Source organism: Undibacterium sp. YM2 (genome assembly GCF_009937975.1).
Classification (GTDB): domain Bacteria; phylum Pseudomonadota; class Gammaproteobacteria; order Burkholderiales; family Burkholderiaceae_D; genus Undibacterium.
Genome location: NZ_AP018441.1, coordinates 1,925,677 through 1,941,485, shown reverse-complemented (window position 1 = coordinate 1,941,485; position 15,809 = coordinate 1,925,677). Strand labels below are relative to the sequence as shown.

Genomic DNA, 15,809 nt, shown 5'->3' with positions numbered 1-15,809 from the left:
CTGGAGATAACATGAACTATCCTGCTTCCGTGCTGAGCTTTGCCACTATGGCGGCTGCAGCCTGTTTGCTAAGTGCCTGTGGCGGTGGTAGCCCTGGCAGTCCTGGCACTACAACTGACGCTGTACCACCCGTTTCGGCCAGTGCTACCAATTCCACTACCCGCCTTACCGCCGCCATCGCGGCAGCCAAAAATGCAGCAAGCACAGACCCCATGTGCACCACCGACAAGCTGGGCGATTTTTACTGGGAAATCGGCAATGCCACCGACAATGCTCCCATAGTCTCTGCTTCGCAAGGCGCTGGCAGCGTTAAATCAAACACTTACTTCAATATTGCCTCTGCCTCGAAATGGATATTTGGCGCCTACGTGCTGGAAAAGAAAGGCATCAACCAGGTACGCAGCAACAACACACTGAAGGATGGCTTGCGCTTTATGTCAGGTTATACTGGCTTCAATGAAGATGCCTGTGCTGGCACTCAGAATGTATCTGATTGCTATAAAGCAGGTATGGGCACTAACACTGACAAACCCAACTCACTAACCGAGAACAGATTTGACTATGACAGCGGCCATGATCAAAAGCTGGCGGTTGTAGATCTGGGCCTGGGTAATTTCACGGCAAACCAGCTGGATACGGAATACCAGAACACCATAGGCCTGAGCAAGGGTTTCAACATGGCAGCGCTTGACCCGCTGATGGCAGGCGGCATGATGGGTACGGCCACCGACTATGCGCTATTTCTCAAAAAAATCATGAAACAGGAACTGGTGATAGGCAGCTACCTCGGCGATGAGGCAGTCTGTGCCCTGCCTTCTGCCTGCCCTGGCAAGGTGGTGTTCTCACCTATATTATTGATGAATGAACCCTGGACTTACTCTTACAATCACTGGGTAGAATCAGAGAAAGGCAATGGCAGTATTGATGCCTACTCCAGCCCAGGCAAATGGGGTTTCTACCCATGGGTCAGCCCTGACAGGAAATACTATGGCATTTTGTCGCGCCACGATAAGGCAGCCGGGGCTTATGTGGAATCCGTCAAATGCGGTCGTCAGATACGCAAGGCCTTCATGAATGCCTTATGAAGCAACAGGATGCGCGGGCGGCAAGACAGCAAATTGCCGCTCTGCATAGGCTGTCAGTGCGACGATGCGCTTTTCTGTCTCGCGTTTGAATTTCAGACACAAGATAGGCGTCAACAACCATGACAGCCAGCGTGGTTTGGCCGTGATGTTATACGAGAAGCGCACACGGGTCAGCCCGTCAGACAAGGCCTTGAAATGCCAGCCACCAGCAAACTGATCAAAAATATAGGGGCCGCTGACCATCTTGACGGCGGCCACTTCATTTGGCTTATACGACACATATTCAATATCCATCGCCAGGCCATTGCCGTCTATGCAGCGGGCCTGCGCACCTATCGCGGCCTGTTTTGCATTCAGCAAATAGGACTCGGTAGTCAAGGTATCCCATTCTTGCCTGAGCGTGTAATCCTGGGTCAGGTCAAACAGATACTTGGCACTGGCCCTGACTTCAAATTCGTGTTTGATCAGCATATCTTGTCCTGTGATATTAATGGAAGAGAACTCATTGATTGCCAGCCAAAAACTGGCTCGGTGGCACACCAAAGTGTCGCTTGAACATGGCGATAAAGGCGCTTAGACTATCGTAATCGAGTTCAAGTGCAATGTTGGTTACTGCTGTCCCTGCAGCCAGTAATTCCAGCGCCCGCATGAGTCTGGCGCGTTGCCGCCAGTCAGAAAAACTCATGCCCGTTTCATCAGCAAAATGGCGGGTCATGCTGCGCGGCGCAATGCCTGCCCAGGTCGCCCAGTCTTGCATGGGGCGCGGGTCGCCAGGATTTTCCAATAATGCACCGGCGATTTTGACGAGGCGGCGGTCGGTGGGCATGGCGAGTACAAAATCCTGAGGGGGCAAACTCGCTACTTCATCGACAATGACGGCCAGTACACGCTCTTGAGCTGCACTCAACTGATCGCTGATACCCCAGCTTGCAGCACGCAAAACTGCTTCACGCAATAAACCGGATACTTGAAACACCTGGGTTTTGGCAGGCAACACTTCTGAAGGGGCAAGATAGGCACTCCAGCCATTGAACAAATGGCTGGTACGTAAGGCATGAGGGATAAACGGTGGCAGCCAGATGGCATAGCCCTGAGGCACAAGCAGATGCTGCTGTTCTGCTTCGAGCACCAGCACACCTGTCGTTGCGGCCAGCAACTGACCGCGGGCATGGCTGTGTTCTGGCGTCATCCTCGCATGGGCCTTGCTGGTGACAGCGTAGGCAATCGCCCCGCCATCCGCGTTGGCGTGCTCGGGATTGATCAGGGGTAAGGGCTTGGCCTCAGTTCGACACATGTTGGCATTATATCGCAAGCGACTTTTGTGCATGGAGCGCAAACTTCAGTCTCCATTCACCCACAAGGAAACAACATGAAAGCCGAAGACATACTCCCAGACCACATCAACACAACGACTATTGACGGCCTGACTATCAGAAAAGGCACGGTCGCTGCCTTCGTGGTCAATGCAAAGACTTACCTGCAGCCAGACAGTTCTGCAGACGAACGCGCGAATGCAAAAGCAGCCGTAGTTGAAGCCCTGCCCGCCTTGAAGGCTTTGGGTATATTTGATGTATTCGCTATTGCAGACACTGGCCTGCGTGACATGCTGGCAAAACATCAGTAGTAACCCGATTCTGACCATGCAGATCGTCAATGAGGCAAGCCAGCACTATGCTCATTAGCCTTATTGACGGCGCAGGTTTGCCAGCACAGTCTTGTCGAGTTTTGCTGCCACACCGACGCTGCGCCCCGCCAGATTGGGAATACTGAAATGAATTGCGCTACCCAAAATCTGCGCACACTCCGACAGGCTGAGCCCGTAATCCTGCTGCAGCCACTGCACCATACCGCCAGTTGCTGCCCGCAGGGCATCATCCAGTGAACCGGCCTGGCCCAGCACCATGATCTGCGTTGGCGACTCTACTCTTGGTGTATTGACAGATTTCCCTTTAATGACATCGACGGTAAATTCCACGTCCATGGATGTTTCCAATGCATATTGCGAAGTCTCGCCATCTCCCTGCAAGGCATGTGCATCGCCCAGATAGAGCAAGGCACCGGGTTGCTGCACAGTCAGATAGACGGTATTACCTTCAACGACCTCATTAAAATCCATATTGCCGCCAAAGCGGCCAGTGTCACCTGTAGATATAGGTGGCGAACCATTGCCCGGCGCAACCGCCAGCCCACCCAGCATGGGGCGCACTGGCAAACTCAAATTACGCAAGCCTTCTGTTGGCGTCTCAGGACTTGCCAGACCGCGTTCCCTATCCAGCTTCCAGCGTATGGCCTTGCCAAGATTTGTGGCTTTGGCTGCGAGTGCAGTACCCATTGCCCTGCCGACGATACTGTCAAGGCTGTCGGCATAATCACGGTTCAGGCGCAAGCGTTTAAGATGGATGACCAGCGTATCACCCGGCTCGGCAGTACCGACAAAAAACGGACCAGTCTGTGGATTGCCATACAAGGCTTTGGTGACACCATTTTCATCGACGCCGCCAGAGTCTATGGTCTTGGTATGCACCGTATCGCCTGGCCAGACCGTCAGCACTGGCAGACGGTGCGGGTCGAATTCATTGGAATAATCCGTAGGCTGGAAATCGTATTTTCGTGCCGCTCCGGCAGGGCGATCAGGTATCCTGCGTGCACTGAATGTGTGTACGGCTCTTGCCTGCGGGTTATTTGTATCAGGAAAATCAGCCGTGCCCTGCATGGCATCTTTGCTGACTGTGCCGACATAGGAATACTTGGCCTTGTCAGCATCCGTTACCGTGAACGCTATGCCTTTGGCGGAGCGCGTACCAAGAAGCTGGTCACCATCGAGCTTGCCGCTGATGCTGCTGCCATTTACTGTCAGGCTCAAGGTCTGATAAGAACGGTTACCCCATCTATCAACTTGCAATAGCCAATGCTCTTCATCTGCTGCAGTCGCCAGACAGGGGGCAAGAAAGATCAATAACATCGCGTATCGCAGCATGTTTTTTCCAGTGAAGAAATTAAATGTAGCTGCGATACTAAATTATTCTGCGCCTAAGCTTCAATAAATGCGATGAACTGCCAATAGCCAAGCACAGACTGCAAACGCAGCCCCGAAATTTGCGCTACCGACTCATGATGAATTTATGGTTTTACCTTGCTTTGACGAATTTCCAGTGCCTTGGCCAGCAATTCATCGCTACTCCAGTGCCGCGTCAGCCACACAGTAAGTGCCTCGCCAGAGATGTGCCAATTCACCATACGGCGGTCTTGCAGGTGATCGTAATTATAGTTTCTGGCGACATACCAGGCCAAGTGTAAGCCAGCAGGGTCAGGCTTATCCAGCAACAGAGAATATATTTCATAGGGCGTTAAGACCTCTACTTGCATAGCTCCCTGCTCTTTCACTTCTTTCCAGATCAGCGCTTTGTCTTCTGGGCTGAGCACTGCGATTTTGGCATGTTCGGGTCGGCCTGCAATGTTTGATAAACCGTATGCGTACAATAGCCAGGGACCACTCAACAGCACCAGAAAGATGAAGCATAAAACTGCAACCAGGCTCTTTAAAAATAGTCTGTATAAGCGAGGCACGGCAAATTTGCTTTCACTGGTAGTTTTTTCAAGTATCAATTTGCTTTAAAAATCCTTACTGGAAGTACAGTTCCATTACTGCGTCGCCTGCCCCATGGATGCAGCCAGCATCGCCTGCACCCTTGATCGTACAAAAGCGATATGGCTGCGCAAGCCATATAATTCCTCGGCATAAGACAAGGGTATGGTGATGCGATTGACTTTTTCTTCTATCTCATCGAGATAGCGCAACTGTTTCTCTGCAACGCCATGCCTGTCTTCTGCTGCGACTTCTTCTATCGCCTGCTCTACCAGCCGCAATTGTCCATACCAGCGGTAAATGCGTGAGCGTATGCGCCAGACGTACAAGGGCGGGATGATCTTTGACAGCGGCAGGAACAAGGCACCGAGGGCGACGATGACGACCCACATGCGTTCTATGAAATTGGCAATCCAGAAGCTCAGGTAACGCTGCAACACGGGCGGGCCGTTTTTATAGAATTTTTCAGCCTCATGTGCTACTGGTATTTCAGTATATTTATCGGAGGGGAACTCACCCTGACGGCTGAACCAGTCTGCACCGCTATGTATCCTGTGCGCGGCTTGCAGCAACAAACCCATCAGGGCCGGATGCAGGCTTTCATGGGCGACCAGGGTCGCTGTTGGTGCAATCAAATGATAATCACGGGCAGGAATATCCTTACCTATATCGACAATACCGCGCGGCAGTACGACATGCGACAAGAAGGGGAAACGCCTTGTATACGCCTCTGCCTGGACGAAATCAAACAGGCGTATGCCGGGAGTCAGCAATAACATCTGCACCAGCGGCGAATCACTGGCAGAGCTGAAAATCAATACATCAACCTTGCCATCCAGTAAAGCAGCCGTGCCCGGCGTATCAGCCAGTTTTTGTATGCTGACATCTTCTTCTGACATGCCATTGACACTTAAAATCTGGCTGAACAGTTTGGCGACGCCGTTACCATCAGGGCCCACATTGACAGTCTTGCCCTTGAACTGGCTAATCGTGGTGACTTCTTTGGGGCTGCGGTAAAACACCCAGATGGGCTCATAAAACAGGCTACCCAGTGAGATCAGGCCACGTTCATGCGCCTGTGCTTCATCACTCGAACCACTGCGCACAAAGCCAACTTCAATTTCAGAATCAGGGTCACTGATGCGGCTCAGGTTTTCTTCTGATCCTTGCGACACTTGCTGGCGTAGGGTGATCTGGTTTTTTTGCAGTTCTTGCGCATAGCGTTTTGCAAAGCGCTCATAAGAACCATTTTCCTGCCCGCTGGAAATATCGATCACACGCGGTGGTGCTGGATCTACCAGCCAGTAACCAACGCCACAGACTATCACCACCATCAGCGTGATCGGGCCAAATGCGACCAGCAGATCACGCAGATTGAAGAGGGTGAATTTGATCTTTTGCATGTTCAGGCAGGCTTGGCAGGCGTGGGAATGTATTCGGCTTTCAGTTGCTGCAAGCCTTCCAGCATTTTTTGATAGGCCACTGGTACTTGCTGCTCGTCGCCCTTAACGCCCAGTTCTATATGCCTGCGTTCAGTTTCACTACCAACACTGGGCAGGCTAAAAACTTTGATCAGCGGGAAATCGGCTTCCAGTTTCTCCATCAGAGGTGTGACAATGGATTCAGCCATTTCATACACCAGTACTGATTGTTCAAACTGTGCATGCTGATTGAACAGGTGAGTAAAATAGGTATCCAGCACCCACTCCAACATCGGCCAGGCCATGACCGGAAAGCCGGGAACAAAGAAGTGGTTACGTATGGAAAAACCGGCGATCTTGTTGAATGGATTGGGGATGATATCGGCCCCAAGCGGGAACTCGCCCATCTTCAACCTGTGTAAATGGTCAGGCGTCGTCAGGTCGGCCACTTCGCCTTTTTCTTTGGCGATATCCATGATGCGTTCCTGTATCAGCAGTTTGGCTTCTGGATGCAGAACGACAGGTAAATCCAGCGCCGCTGCCGCGCATTGACGGGTATGGTCGTCTGGTGTCGCACCTATGCCACCGGTAGAAAACACCACGTCACCACTGGCAAAGCTGCGCTTCAGAGTCGATGTAATGCGCTCGCGGTTGTCGCCTATATACTCAACCCAGTCAAGCTGCATGCCACGCGCCTTCAGCAAGGCGATGACTTTGGTCATGTGCTTGTCTTCGCGTTTGCCAGATAAAATCTCATCGCCAACGATAATCAGACCGATTGCCACGATTTCTCCTTATTTTTATATTACAGGCTGGGCAGCGATTGCGAAACTGACGCCCCTGTCTGGGGCGCTACGCTACGGTGACGCTGCAAGGCTTCCAGGCAGTAATGCTGGAACCACAGTCCAGTAAAGACAAACATCAGCACATAAACCCAGATCGCCACGCCTGCGATGACAGGCAAGAACAGGGTAGAAACAACCCCGCCCAGCCACAACAAACCAGGCGCCGCGCCAAACAGGCCAGCAATGATGCCTATAGACAGCAAAGACCAGCGATGCTCCTGCACCAGGCTGGCACGCTCATCTTCATCCGCATGCAGCGCCAGTGCATCGTACACCATGACCCGGTAAGTCAGCCAGCCCCACAAAAGCGGTTGCAACACCAGGCCGACGAAGGGGATCAGGTTCAGCGGCAAACTCACAAACCAGATCAGCGCAAAAATGAGAAAAGACGATAAGGAATGCCCCATGCTACCGAGGAACGTGCCGCCGTTCTTTTGTTCCAGCTCCGGGTAATCACGCATACCCACATGTTTGCTGATGGCAGGCATGGCAAACACTGCTATGCACATCAATGAAGTAAATATCATCAATGGCAAGAGTACCCACATGGCTACCAGCGGTACGACCACCATCTTGAAAGCAATCAGGCCGACTATGTTGAGGACACTGCTTACCCTTGCAAAACCATCGTGTTCACTCAGCCATGCCTGGATAAAATCCATCATGCTTTGCAAACCCCACCACATGGCAACACCCCATAAAATGAGGGCGATCATAAAAGGCAAAAAAGTCAGCAGCAGCATACGGTAATGCAATTGCGCTGCTACTGCCCTGCCCCAGGCCCGCATCACGGATGCGATATTCATGATTGCTTTTCCTTGTCAAATCCAAACATACGCTTTAAACCCAGCCATTGCTGTGACCAGAATCCTTCACCATAGTTGCGTGCGCTGCCTTCCGGTGCGGGCAACTGGTCACGTATGCCAGTCAGCGAAAATTCTTTGGCGAACAGGGCGGTACCAAACAACACATCCCAGATGGGGAACAACACCGCAAAGTTATGCCCGCCAAGGGTGCCCTTGCCATGGGTCTCATGGCCTATGCCTATGGCATGATGGGTACGGTGATAACGTGGTGACACCAGCAGGTATTCACCGATGCGGCCAAAATGAATGCGTACATTGGCATGTTGCAGGCTTTGCAGCATTTGTGATGCCATGACCAGCATCACATATTGTCCCGGCTCCACACCAATGACAATCGCAATCAAACCCATGTAAATATCACGGATAAAATCATCCAGCAGGTGGTTGCGGTTATCACTCCACAAGTTCATGTCGCGCTGGCTATGGTGCAGGCTATGCAATGCCCACCACCAGTTGAACTGGTGCTCGGCACGGTGATACCAGTAATCAAAGAAGTCCAGCACTATCAAATATGTCAGAAATAGCAAGACTGGATATTGCAACATGCCTGGCCAGATGTTTTCCAGGTTGAAGGGGTTCACGCCTTGGAGGTGCAGCAGGGCAGTCAGTTGATCCAGCAAGGGGTCAAGCACAAAAAACACCAGGATGGAAAAAGCCCCCAGTCTGTGCAAGGCGGTATAGATGAAATCATTCCAGCGTGCATAGCGGTTCTTGATTTCATGCACGGGTATCCATGCTTCCAGCGGGCGCAAGATGATGAACAGCACAATCAATTGCAAAACGCCGAGCATGAACCATTCGACGCCTTCATAGGAGTCTTCCACAAATTCACCCAACCCCAGATTAAACATGGAGGGCTGTACTATCGTTTCAAAAATCCAGGCTTGCAGATTTGTGAACAGATCGGAAATAGTCATTATTTTTTCTGCTGGTTTAAATTTTGATAAGCGGGGTGTTCGCGTAGAGTAGCAAAACAAAAGGATTTTTGCTCAAGGCCAATAAGCAATGGCTCCAGGTTTTCTGGCGCCCAGGCCTGTTTGCGTGACCAGATACCCAGATGCGCCATGAAAATATCACCATCCCTGAGTTTGTCGAGAGCACGTCTGAGCAACATGGGGTTGCTGAATTTTTCGCTGGACAATTCATCGCCAGAAAATCCGGCAGGTGACCAGCCTACATGCATGTAGCCACAAGCCTGTCCGGCCTTCAACAAATTGGGTGTGAGTTTGCCACCTGGCGCGCGCCACAAAGGATCGAGCTTTTTACCCGTCAGGGCAAAGAAGCGCTGATCGACACGGCGCAGCTCCTGGCAATATTCTTTTGCTGTCCATTGCAGGGTCTGGCCAGCTTGCGCACCAAACTGCGGTTTGACGGTGATACGGCCATCAGGCAAATCGCCGACAACATAGACATGATCAAAAGTGTGAGTACCAAAAGCATGGCCTTCCTCAGCCAGTTTTTTCCAGTAAGCTGACCAGCTCATGTCCAGCGAATAGTCGCCTTGCACGGTTTTTTCATTTGCCAGGAAAAATGTTGCCTTGATTTGATGGCGGCGCAGGGTCGTGGCAATCAGTTCTGCCTGCGACTGGCTGCCGGTATCAAAGGTCAGGTAGATGCTTCCCTTGCAGTTACCCGTTGCAGTCGCTGCAATCACCGCAGGCGAACACGCCATGGCGACCAAGGCCACATGTGCAGGCCACCGCAATTTACATATTGCCGGCACGATTGGCAAAGAAAACGCCATGCGGGGAACGACCAACCGGGATCAGCTTGATCACCTTGCGGCTGGCAATATCAATGACAGCCACTTTTTTGATCCAGCGCAGGGTTGCCCACAGGGTTTTACCATCTTCGCTGACTTCCATACAGTCAGGACCGCCTGGGACGGGAATAGAGCCGACAATTTCCAGGGTCTGCTGGTCAAGGATATTGATTTCGTTGGAAGTGCGGTTGGAAACAAAGAGATGGCGCTTGTCACCCAGGGCACGGAAATTATGCGTGCCCTCACCTGCCTTGATTTTCTTGACAGTTTTCTGGGTGCGCCAGTCTATGACTTCAACATAATTGCTGCCCATGATGCCGACCAGCAAGTATTTATCATCAGGTGTCATGGAAATACCTGCAGGCAGCTTTCCCACCGGGATAGTCCATTTGATTTTTTGAGTCGCCAGATCAATCGCAGAAATCTGGTCACTGCCCTGCTGGGTGATAAAAACCGTGGTGCTGGCGGCATCAAAAGCCATGTGGCTAGGCAATTTTGCCAATGGTACGCGTTGTACCAACTTCATCTCCTGGCCGTCAAACTTATAGAAATCGACACGATCGAGGCGCAGGGAATTAGAGATAAACCACTTCTGGTCTGGTGAAAAGCCAATCTGGTAGGGGTCAGCAATATCCTTCATGCGGCGTTGTATCTGGCCAGTCTTGGGGTCAAGAAATACCAGTTCATTACCCACCGCATTTGCCACGATCAGGGATTTGTTGTCTGGGGTGGCCATCAAATGATGGGGTTCCTTGCCTACAGGAAAGGTGCTGATTTCTTTATAAGTGACCTGGTCAAGCAGGCTCACCGTGGCATCGCGCGAATTGAGCACTACGACCACATTGGCCTGTGCAGAAAATGCAGAGAATGCGGAAACCAAAGAAAACGCCAAAGACGACAACAAGATACGACTACGCATGAAAAAGACCGCAAAAAAATAAATCGAACTGGCATTTTACAGCGCATGACAATAAGGAAAGAGCTTTCCTTTCATTGTTTTTCAGATTTTTCACCTAATTTGTCTAAAATCAAGCCAGAATCTATTGCTGCCAGAACAAGAACCTAAAGCTGAGCGACCAAAATCTTTTCTTTTGCTCTACAATTGCGCCAGCTTTTTTAGATCAGAGACGCTAATTCCAGTGAATTTTAGCCGGTATTTAACATGCTTCCCTATGAAATTGCCTGCATCGCACTACAAAGCAAGCAACAAAAAGTATCAGGGAACACGATATACGGACTTGAAAACAGCACAACTGGAATCAAATACCAGCAACGATTTTGTAGCGTGACAAACGCGGAATAAAGGAAAAAAATAATGAGTACTATTACAACAGTCAGTGGTTTGCAATATGAAGACAAAGTTGTCGGCGAAGGCGCGGAAGCCGTCGCAGGTAATCACGTCGATGTTCACTACACAGGCTGGTTGCAAAACCCTGACGGCAGCGCAGGCAAGAAGTTTGATTCCAGCAAAGACCGTGGTCAGCCATTTTCTTTCCCATTGGGTGCGGGTCATGTGATCAAAGGCTGGGATGAAGGCGTACAAGGCATGAAAGTGGGCGGTACTCGTCTGCTGACTATCCCTTCCAGCCTCGGTTACGGCCCACGCGGCGCTGGTGGTGTCATCCCTGGCAATGCAACTCTGATATTTGAAGTCGAATTGCTGGGCGTTTAATCCCCTGCTTTCCTGAGATCAGCATATAAACCCGGGGCTGGGGTCCCGGGTTTGAGTCACGTGGCACACCGCCCCTCTGATCTTTAAGACAAAAAAGCCAGGCTTTTGCCTGGCTTTTTGCTTATTTACTACAAGTTTGCTGAATACAGCTTATTCTTTAATGAAATGCTCGCGATAGTATTTGAGCTCTTCGATGGATTCCAAAATATCCGCCAGTGCCGTGTGCTTTTGATGCTTTTTGAAGCCGGATGCCAATTCAGGCTTCCAGCGGCGGCATAGTTCCTTCAATGTCGATACATCGAGATTACGGTAATGAAAAAAAGCTTCCAGTTTGGGCATGCCACGCGCCATGAAGCGGCGGTCCTGGCAGATGGTATTGCCACACATAGGTGACTTACCTGCTGGCACATAGGGCTTCAAGAAGGCGATCAGGGCGGCTTCAGCATCTGCCTCTGTCACGGTAGAGGCTTTGACCTTGTCGATCAGGCCAGAGCGGCCATGCGTGCCCTTGTTCCAGTTATCCATCTTGTCCAGGGTTTCATCAGATTGATGAATTGCAAATACGGGGCCTTCTGCCAGTACATTCAATTGTGAATCCGTTACCACCACGGCCACCTCAATGATACGATCTGTATCCGGGTCCAGGCCTGTCATTTCCATATCCAGCCAGATCAGGTTCATTTCATTTGGGCGGGCTGGCGTGGCAGGATTTGCAGTGTTTGTTTGAATGTCGGTCGCTTGTGACATAATTCTTCCTTGGCTATTACTTATCGAATGTCACATTTTCCCATGATTTCATCCGGTTTTTCGGTTTTATTCGTTTCCTTCCTGCTATTGACGCTGATTATTCAGTTCTGGCTGGGCTCCCGCCATATACGCCACATCCTGCGCAACCGTGCTGCTGTACCTGCGCAATTTGCAGAAAAGATAGGTCTGGCCTCTCACCAAAAGGCGGCGGACTACACCATTGCCAAGACCAAGCTGGGTATGGCAATGCTGCTGTTGAATGCAGCCGTGCTGATGGGCTTTACCCTGTTTGGCGGCTTGCAATGGCTGTCTGTGCATCTGGTCAAGCTTACTGGCTCCGGCATGTGGTATCAGATCAGCCTGCTGGTGGCATTTACCATCATCAGCAGCGTGATTGAATTCCCATTCAGCTATTACTCACAATTCGTGCTGGAAGAAAAATTTGGTTTCAACAAAATGACGCTGGGCCTGTTTTTCACTGACATGATCAAAAATGCCCTGATAGGTGCCGTACTGGGCTTGCCCCTGATATGGGTGATACTGACCCTGATGGAAAAAGCTGGCAGCCTGTGGTGGCTATATGCCTGGGCATTTTTCATCGGTTTCCAGATGTTGATCATGCTGATCTTCCCGGTTGTGATTGCTCCCCTGTTCAACAAATTCTGGCCGCTGGACAATGAAGAAGTACGTGAACGCATAGAAAACCTGAGCAAGCGCGTCAGCTTTGCCCTGAAAGGCATCTTTGTCATGGATGGGTCGAAACGCTCTGGCCATGGCAATGCCTATTTCTCCGGTTTTGGTGGCGCCAAGCGCATCGTGTTTTATGACACCTTGCTGGAACGCCTGGCACCAAATGAAATTGAAGCCGTGCTGGCGCATGAACTCGGTCACTTCAAGCTCAAGCACATCATCAAGCGCATGGCTGTCATGTTCGCCCTGTCGCTGGTCTTCATGGCCATGCTGGGCTTTTTTAAAGAGCAAATCTGGTTCTACACTGGCCTGGGCGTTGATCCCATGTTGCTGGCGCAAAATGATGCAATGGCGATTATTTTGTTCATGCTGGTCTTGCCTGTGTTTACTTTCCTGTTTTCACCGCTGAGCGCGATCACTTCGCGCAAACATGAATTTGAAGCTGACGCCTTTGCCGCCAAACACACGAATGCCAATGACCTGGTCACTGCCCTGGTCAAAATGTATGACGACAATTCTTCTACCCTAACGCCCGATCCACTGCATTCGGCGTTTTATGACTCACACCCTTCAGCATCGGTACGTATCAACCACCTGCTGGCCGCACAATAACGGAGACACCATGATCAAGACTACAGACCTGCTGGCGAAGAAATCCCAGCATACAGAAACCGGCCTCGACGATGCCATCCTGCCAGCCTACTTTGCAGCCACACCTGAATGGGCGCAAGATGGCCCGCGCATCGTCAGGACTTTCCAGTTCAAGAACTATTATGAAACCCTGGCTTTCATCAATGCGATTGCCTATGTGATCCATGCAGAAGATCATCACCCTGAACTGGTGGTGACCTATAACCGTTGCGTCATCAAGTTTGACACGCATACCGTCAATGATGGCAAGGGTGATATTTCAGAAAATGACTTTATCTGCGCTGCCAAGATAGATGCGATTTTTCAGCAGAGTTTTTCCTGATGGCGCGTCCACAAGCTTTAGTCATTGCTGCCCATGGCCGCCATTATCTGGTACAGGCCGAGATTGACGGTGAGCAGATCAAGCTCCATTGCGTCACCCGTGGCAAGAAAAGTGATGTCTCGGTTGGCGACATTGTTGAATACGCCCTTACATCCAAAAACCAGGGCGTGATAGAAGCCATCACCACGCGCAAGACTTTGCTGTATCGCTCTGACCAGTATAAATCGAAGATGCTGGCAGCCAACCTGACGCAATTGCTGATCGTCGTTGCGACTGAGCCCAGCTTTACCGATGACCTGGTATCACGCGCCCTGGTGGCTGCGGAATCGTCGGGCATCAAACCGCACCTGATCCTTAACAAGGTCGATGTCACTGCCTCCCTGCCAAAGGCAAGAGAGCGCGTTGGCCTGTATGCCAAGCTCGGCTATCCGGTACATGAAGTATCGGTCAGAACAGATCCCGAAGGTACGCGCCAGCTCATGCATAATCTGATGCAGGGGCAAAGCACTATCCTCATCGGGCAGTCTGGTATGGGCAAGTCCTCACTGATCAATTTGCTGATTCCCGACGCAGAAATCGCGACACGCGAAATCTCGGCAGCACTGGACACCGGCAAGCACACGACCACCTTCACCCGCCTGTATCACATGGATGAGAACTCTTATGTGATCGACTCCCCAGGCTTTCAGGAATTTGGTTTGCACCACCTCAGTGAAGGCATGCTGGAACGCGCCTTTCCTGAATTTTTGCCACACCTGGGCAAATGTAAATTCTATAATTGCCACCACCACACCGAACCTGGTTGCGCAATTCTGGCAGCAGTCAAGGATGGCGAAATCTCCACCATGCGGCATGACATGTTTGAACAACTGGTGCATGAATCGAAGCAAACTGTAGGATACTGAAGCGCATGAATTTAAAAAGAACAGGCCTCATAGCATCACTACTTTTTTTGCAAGTGGGCTATTCCCTTGCACAAATTGCTGACGCTAAAACAGACGAGAAGGATCCATGCAAGCAGATCTATTGTCGTACACCGAACGTCCGGCTTCAGTTGAATAATCAAGAGATATTTGAAAGTGCAATTGAAACACCGCTACCCGTACTGATCAATAATAAATTGATTTCTGTATACCCTGGTGAGATCGTGTTTATAGAAGCGAGTGTCGAGAACGGGGTCATCAAACTGGAGCAAGCGGTCGCTGCCAACACGCACCCGGAGCGCACTCTGGTTTTCAAATTCGAACAGATGGATAAAAAGAAGGACATGTTCCTGGAAGTGGAAAATCCATTCCCTGAGAATATCAAATTCAAGATGGGATATATGCTGACAGACTCCAGCAAAATATACGCCACTTCAAGTTGCCCAGTAGGTGGCAAACTGAAACTTTTTGAACACTGGCCCTATCCCATCTATCAATTATTGCTTACCCAGGCAAAGGTGCTGGGCCCGTCTGACAAGAAAGTATGCAATTAAGCCAGGCTGACAAGCAGTGCGATAAGAAACAGGAGAGATTCGAATGCAAGACATGGGTTCAACAGATCAGTGGCCACCACCTGGCTGCCCTGATTTATGCTGGCCAGAACTGCTGACGCCTGAAGACAGGTCGGCATGGTATCGCGCCGTCATCACAGCCTATGCGGCACTATGGGAAGGGCATGTCAGCCAGGCAGTTTTTGCCCCGGTCCGCGAAACAGATGTGCTTGAACTGGAACAGCGCTTGTCCTGTCAATTGCCAGCTGCATTAAAAGCTTATCATCTTGAATTTGGCGCCCTGTCACTCGCAGAAAAATTATGCAGCGTCAGCCCTGAAGGTGACACCCCTATCCAGCCTTTGCTGGAAGCATACCCAGGTATAGTTGATATGCTGGAGCACGACGATGAGCAAGTGCTGGAGCTGTTTGAAGACATGATAGTCTTTGGTGACTACCTGGGTAACGGCAATATGTTTTGCTTTCTTCGTGACATCGGCGAAGTATTTTATTTTGACCATGATGATGGCAGCATGCTCAATCCCTTCTTCAATTCAGTAGAAGAATATCTGGATGCACTGATGATACGCTGCCTCGCAGAAATACATGAGGATGAAGAAGCCGGTCTTGACCTGCTGGCCCAGCGCCACGGCACCGGGCTTGTGAGGAAATGGCTGTATTAATTATCC

Annotated in this window: 19 protein-coding genes; 8 read left to right on the top strand and 11 right to left on the bottom strand. The window is 50.7% G+C overall.

Features of this window, described 5'->3' with window-relative positions:
* Positions 1 to 11 precede the first annotated feature (11 nt).
* Entirely contained in the window at positions 12 to 1,085 is a 1,074-nt protein-coding gene (locus UNDYM_RS08685) for a hypothetical protein (RefSeq protein WP_162040700.1), read from the top strand.
* Here UNDYM_RS08685 and UNDYM_RS08680 read toward each other — a convergent pair.
* Together UNDYM_RS08680 and UNDYM_RS08675 are read right to left on the bottom strand one after the other, a co-directional pair.
* Positions 1,080 to 1,556, bottom strand: a complete 477-nt coding sequence (locus UNDYM_RS08680; protein ID WP_162040699.1) for a type II toxin-antitoxin system RatA family toxin — start codon at positions 1,554 to 1,556, stop codon at positions 1,080 to 1,082. The two genes, UNDYM_RS08685 and UNDYM_RS08680, sit on opposite strands and share 6 nt — an antisense overlap.
* Before the next feature lie 31 nt (positions 1,557 to 1,587).
* On the bottom strand, positions 1,588 to 2,379 hold the full coding sequence (locus UNDYM_RS08675) for a helix-turn-helix domain-containing protein (protein ID WP_162040698.1): 792 nt from the start codon (positions 2,377 to 2,379) through the stop codon (positions 1,588 to 1,590).
* A 75-nt stretch (positions 2,380 to 2,454) separates the two neighbouring features.
* Between UNDYM_RS08675 and UNDYM_RS08670 the strand changes: the two genes are divergently transcribed.
* Complete coding sequence (locus UNDYM_RS08670) at positions 2,455 to 2,709, top strand: hypothetical protein (RefSeq protein ID WP_162040697.1); 255 nt, start codon at positions 2,455 to 2,457, stop codon at positions 2,707 to 2,709.
* A 60-nt stretch (positions 2,710 to 2,769) separates the two neighbouring features.
* Here the strand turns inward: UNDYM_RS08670 and UNDYM_RS08665 are convergent, their stop codons facing one another.
* The 8 genes from UNDYM_RS08665 to UNDYM_RS08630 all read right to left on the bottom strand — a co-directional run bounded on the left by UNDYM_RS08665 (position 2,770) and on the right by UNDYM_RS08630 (position 10,484).
* Positions 2,770 to 4,062 (bottom strand): acetamidase/formamidase family protein, encoded by a 1,293-nt coding sequence (locus tag UNDYM_RS08665; protein ID WP_162040696.1) that lies wholly within the window; start codon positions 4,060 to 4,062, stop codon positions 2,770 to 2,772.
* 143 nt (positions 4,063 to 4,205) lie between these two features.
* Complete coding sequence (locus tag UNDYM_RS08660) at positions 4,206 to 4,691, bottom strand: hypothetical protein (protein WP_162040695.1); 486 nt, start codon at positions 4,689 to 4,691, stop codon at positions 4,206 to 4,208.
* A gap of 36 nt (positions 4,692 to 4,727) precedes the next feature.
* Positions 4,728 to 6,074 (bottom strand): TAXI family TRAP transporter solute-binding subunit, encoded by a 1,347-nt coding sequence (locus UNDYM_RS08655; protein WP_162040694.1) that lies wholly within the window; start codon positions 6,072 to 6,074, stop codon positions 4,728 to 4,730.
* A 2-nt stretch (positions 6,075 to 6,076) separates the two neighbouring features.
* The gene (locus UNDYM_RS08650) at positions 6,077 to 6,877 is read right to left on the bottom strand and encodes a molybdopterin-binding protein (RefSeq protein WP_162040693.1); all 801 of its coding nucleotides are present in this window, start codon (positions 6,875 to 6,877) and stop codon (positions 6,077 to 6,079) included.
* A 20-nt stretch (positions 6,878 to 6,897) separates the two neighbouring features.
* On the bottom strand, positions 6,898 to 7,743 hold the full coding sequence (locus tag UNDYM_RS08645) for an EI24 domain-containing protein (protein WP_232063838.1): 846 nt from the start codon (positions 7,741 to 7,743) through the stop codon (positions 6,898 to 6,900).
* On the bottom strand, positions 7,740 to 8,720 hold the full coding sequence (locus tag UNDYM_RS08640; protein ID WP_162040692.1) for a sterol desaturase family protein: 981 nt from the start codon (positions 8,718 to 8,720) through the stop codon (positions 7,740 to 7,742). Before UNDYM_RS08640 ends, UNDYM_RS08645 begins: the two co-directional genes overlap by 4 nt.
* Complete coding sequence (locus UNDYM_RS08635) at positions 8,720 to 9,475, bottom strand: polysaccharide deacetylase family protein (RefSeq protein WP_162040691.1); 756 nt, start codon at positions 9,473 to 9,475, stop codon at positions 8,720 to 8,722. Before UNDYM_RS08635 ends, UNDYM_RS08640 begins: the two co-directional genes overlap by 1 nt.
* A 34-nt stretch (positions 9,476 to 9,509) precedes the next feature.
* Positions 9,510 to 10,484 carry a cytochrome D1 domain-containing protein gene (locus tag UNDYM_RS08630; protein WP_162040690.1) on the bottom strand — a complete coding sequence of 325 codons (975 nt, stop codon included), beginning with the start codon at positions 10,482 to 10,484 and terminating at the stop codon, positions 9,510 to 9,512.
* A 396-nt stretch (positions 10,485 to 10,880) separates the two neighbouring features.
* Between UNDYM_RS08630 and UNDYM_RS08625 the strand changes: the two genes are divergently transcribed.
* Positions 10,881 to 11,237 carry an FKBP-type peptidyl-prolyl cis-trans isomerase gene (locus UNDYM_RS08625; RefSeq protein ID WP_162040689.1) on the top strand — a complete coding sequence of 119 codons (357 nt, stop codon included), beginning with the start codon at positions 10,881 to 10,883 and terminating at the stop codon, positions 11,235 to 11,237.
* A gap of 150 nt (positions 11,238 to 11,387) precedes the next feature.
* Here UNDYM_RS08625 and orn read toward each other — a convergent pair whose 3' ends face one another.
* On the bottom strand, positions 11,388 to 11,984 hold the full coding sequence (gene orn / locus UNDYM_RS08620; RefSeq protein ID WP_162040688.1) for an oligoribonuclease: 597 nt from the start codon (positions 11,982 to 11,984) through the stop codon (positions 11,388 to 11,390).
* A gap of 42 nt (positions 11,985 to 12,026) precedes the next feature.
* On the opposite strand from orn, the gene UNDYM_RS08615 reads away from it, so the two are divergent.
* The 5 genes from UNDYM_RS08615 to UNDYM_RS08595 are packed head-to-tail and all read left to right on the top strand — an operon-like array spanning position 12,027 to position 15,803.
* Complete coding sequence (locus UNDYM_RS08615) at positions 12,027 to 13,286, top strand: M48 family metallopeptidase (RefSeq protein WP_162044519.1); 1,260 nt, start codon at positions 12,027 to 12,029, stop codon at positions 13,284 to 13,286.
* A gap of 10 nt (positions 13,287 to 13,296) precedes the next feature.
* A complete protein-coding gene (locus UNDYM_RS08610; protein WP_162040687.1) occupies positions 13,297 to 13,647 on the top strand; it encodes a 4a-hydroxytetrahydrobiopterin dehydratase in 351 nt (116 codons plus the stop codon).
* A complete protein-coding gene (gene rsgA / locus UNDYM_RS08605; protein ID WP_162040686.1) occupies positions 13,647 to 14,552 on the top strand; it encodes a ribosome small subunit-dependent GTPase A in 906 nt (301 codons plus the stop codon). The genes UNDYM_RS08610 and rsgA overlap by 1 nt, the downstream gene beginning before the upstream one ends.
* A 5-nt stretch (positions 14,553 to 14,557) precedes the next feature.
* Positions 14,558 to 15,124, top strand: coding sequence for a hypothetical protein (locus tag UNDYM_RS08600; protein WP_162040685.1), 567 nt, complete (start codon positions 14,558 to 14,560; stop codon positions 15,122 to 15,124).
* Between the two features lie 43 nt (positions 15,125 to 15,167).
* Positions 15,168 to 15,803 (top strand): SMI1/KNR4 family protein, encoded by a 636-nt coding sequence (locus tag UNDYM_RS08595; protein WP_162040684.1) that lies wholly within the window; start codon positions 15,168 to 15,170, stop codon positions 15,801 to 15,803.
* Positions 15,804 to 15,809 lie beyond the last annotated feature (6 nt).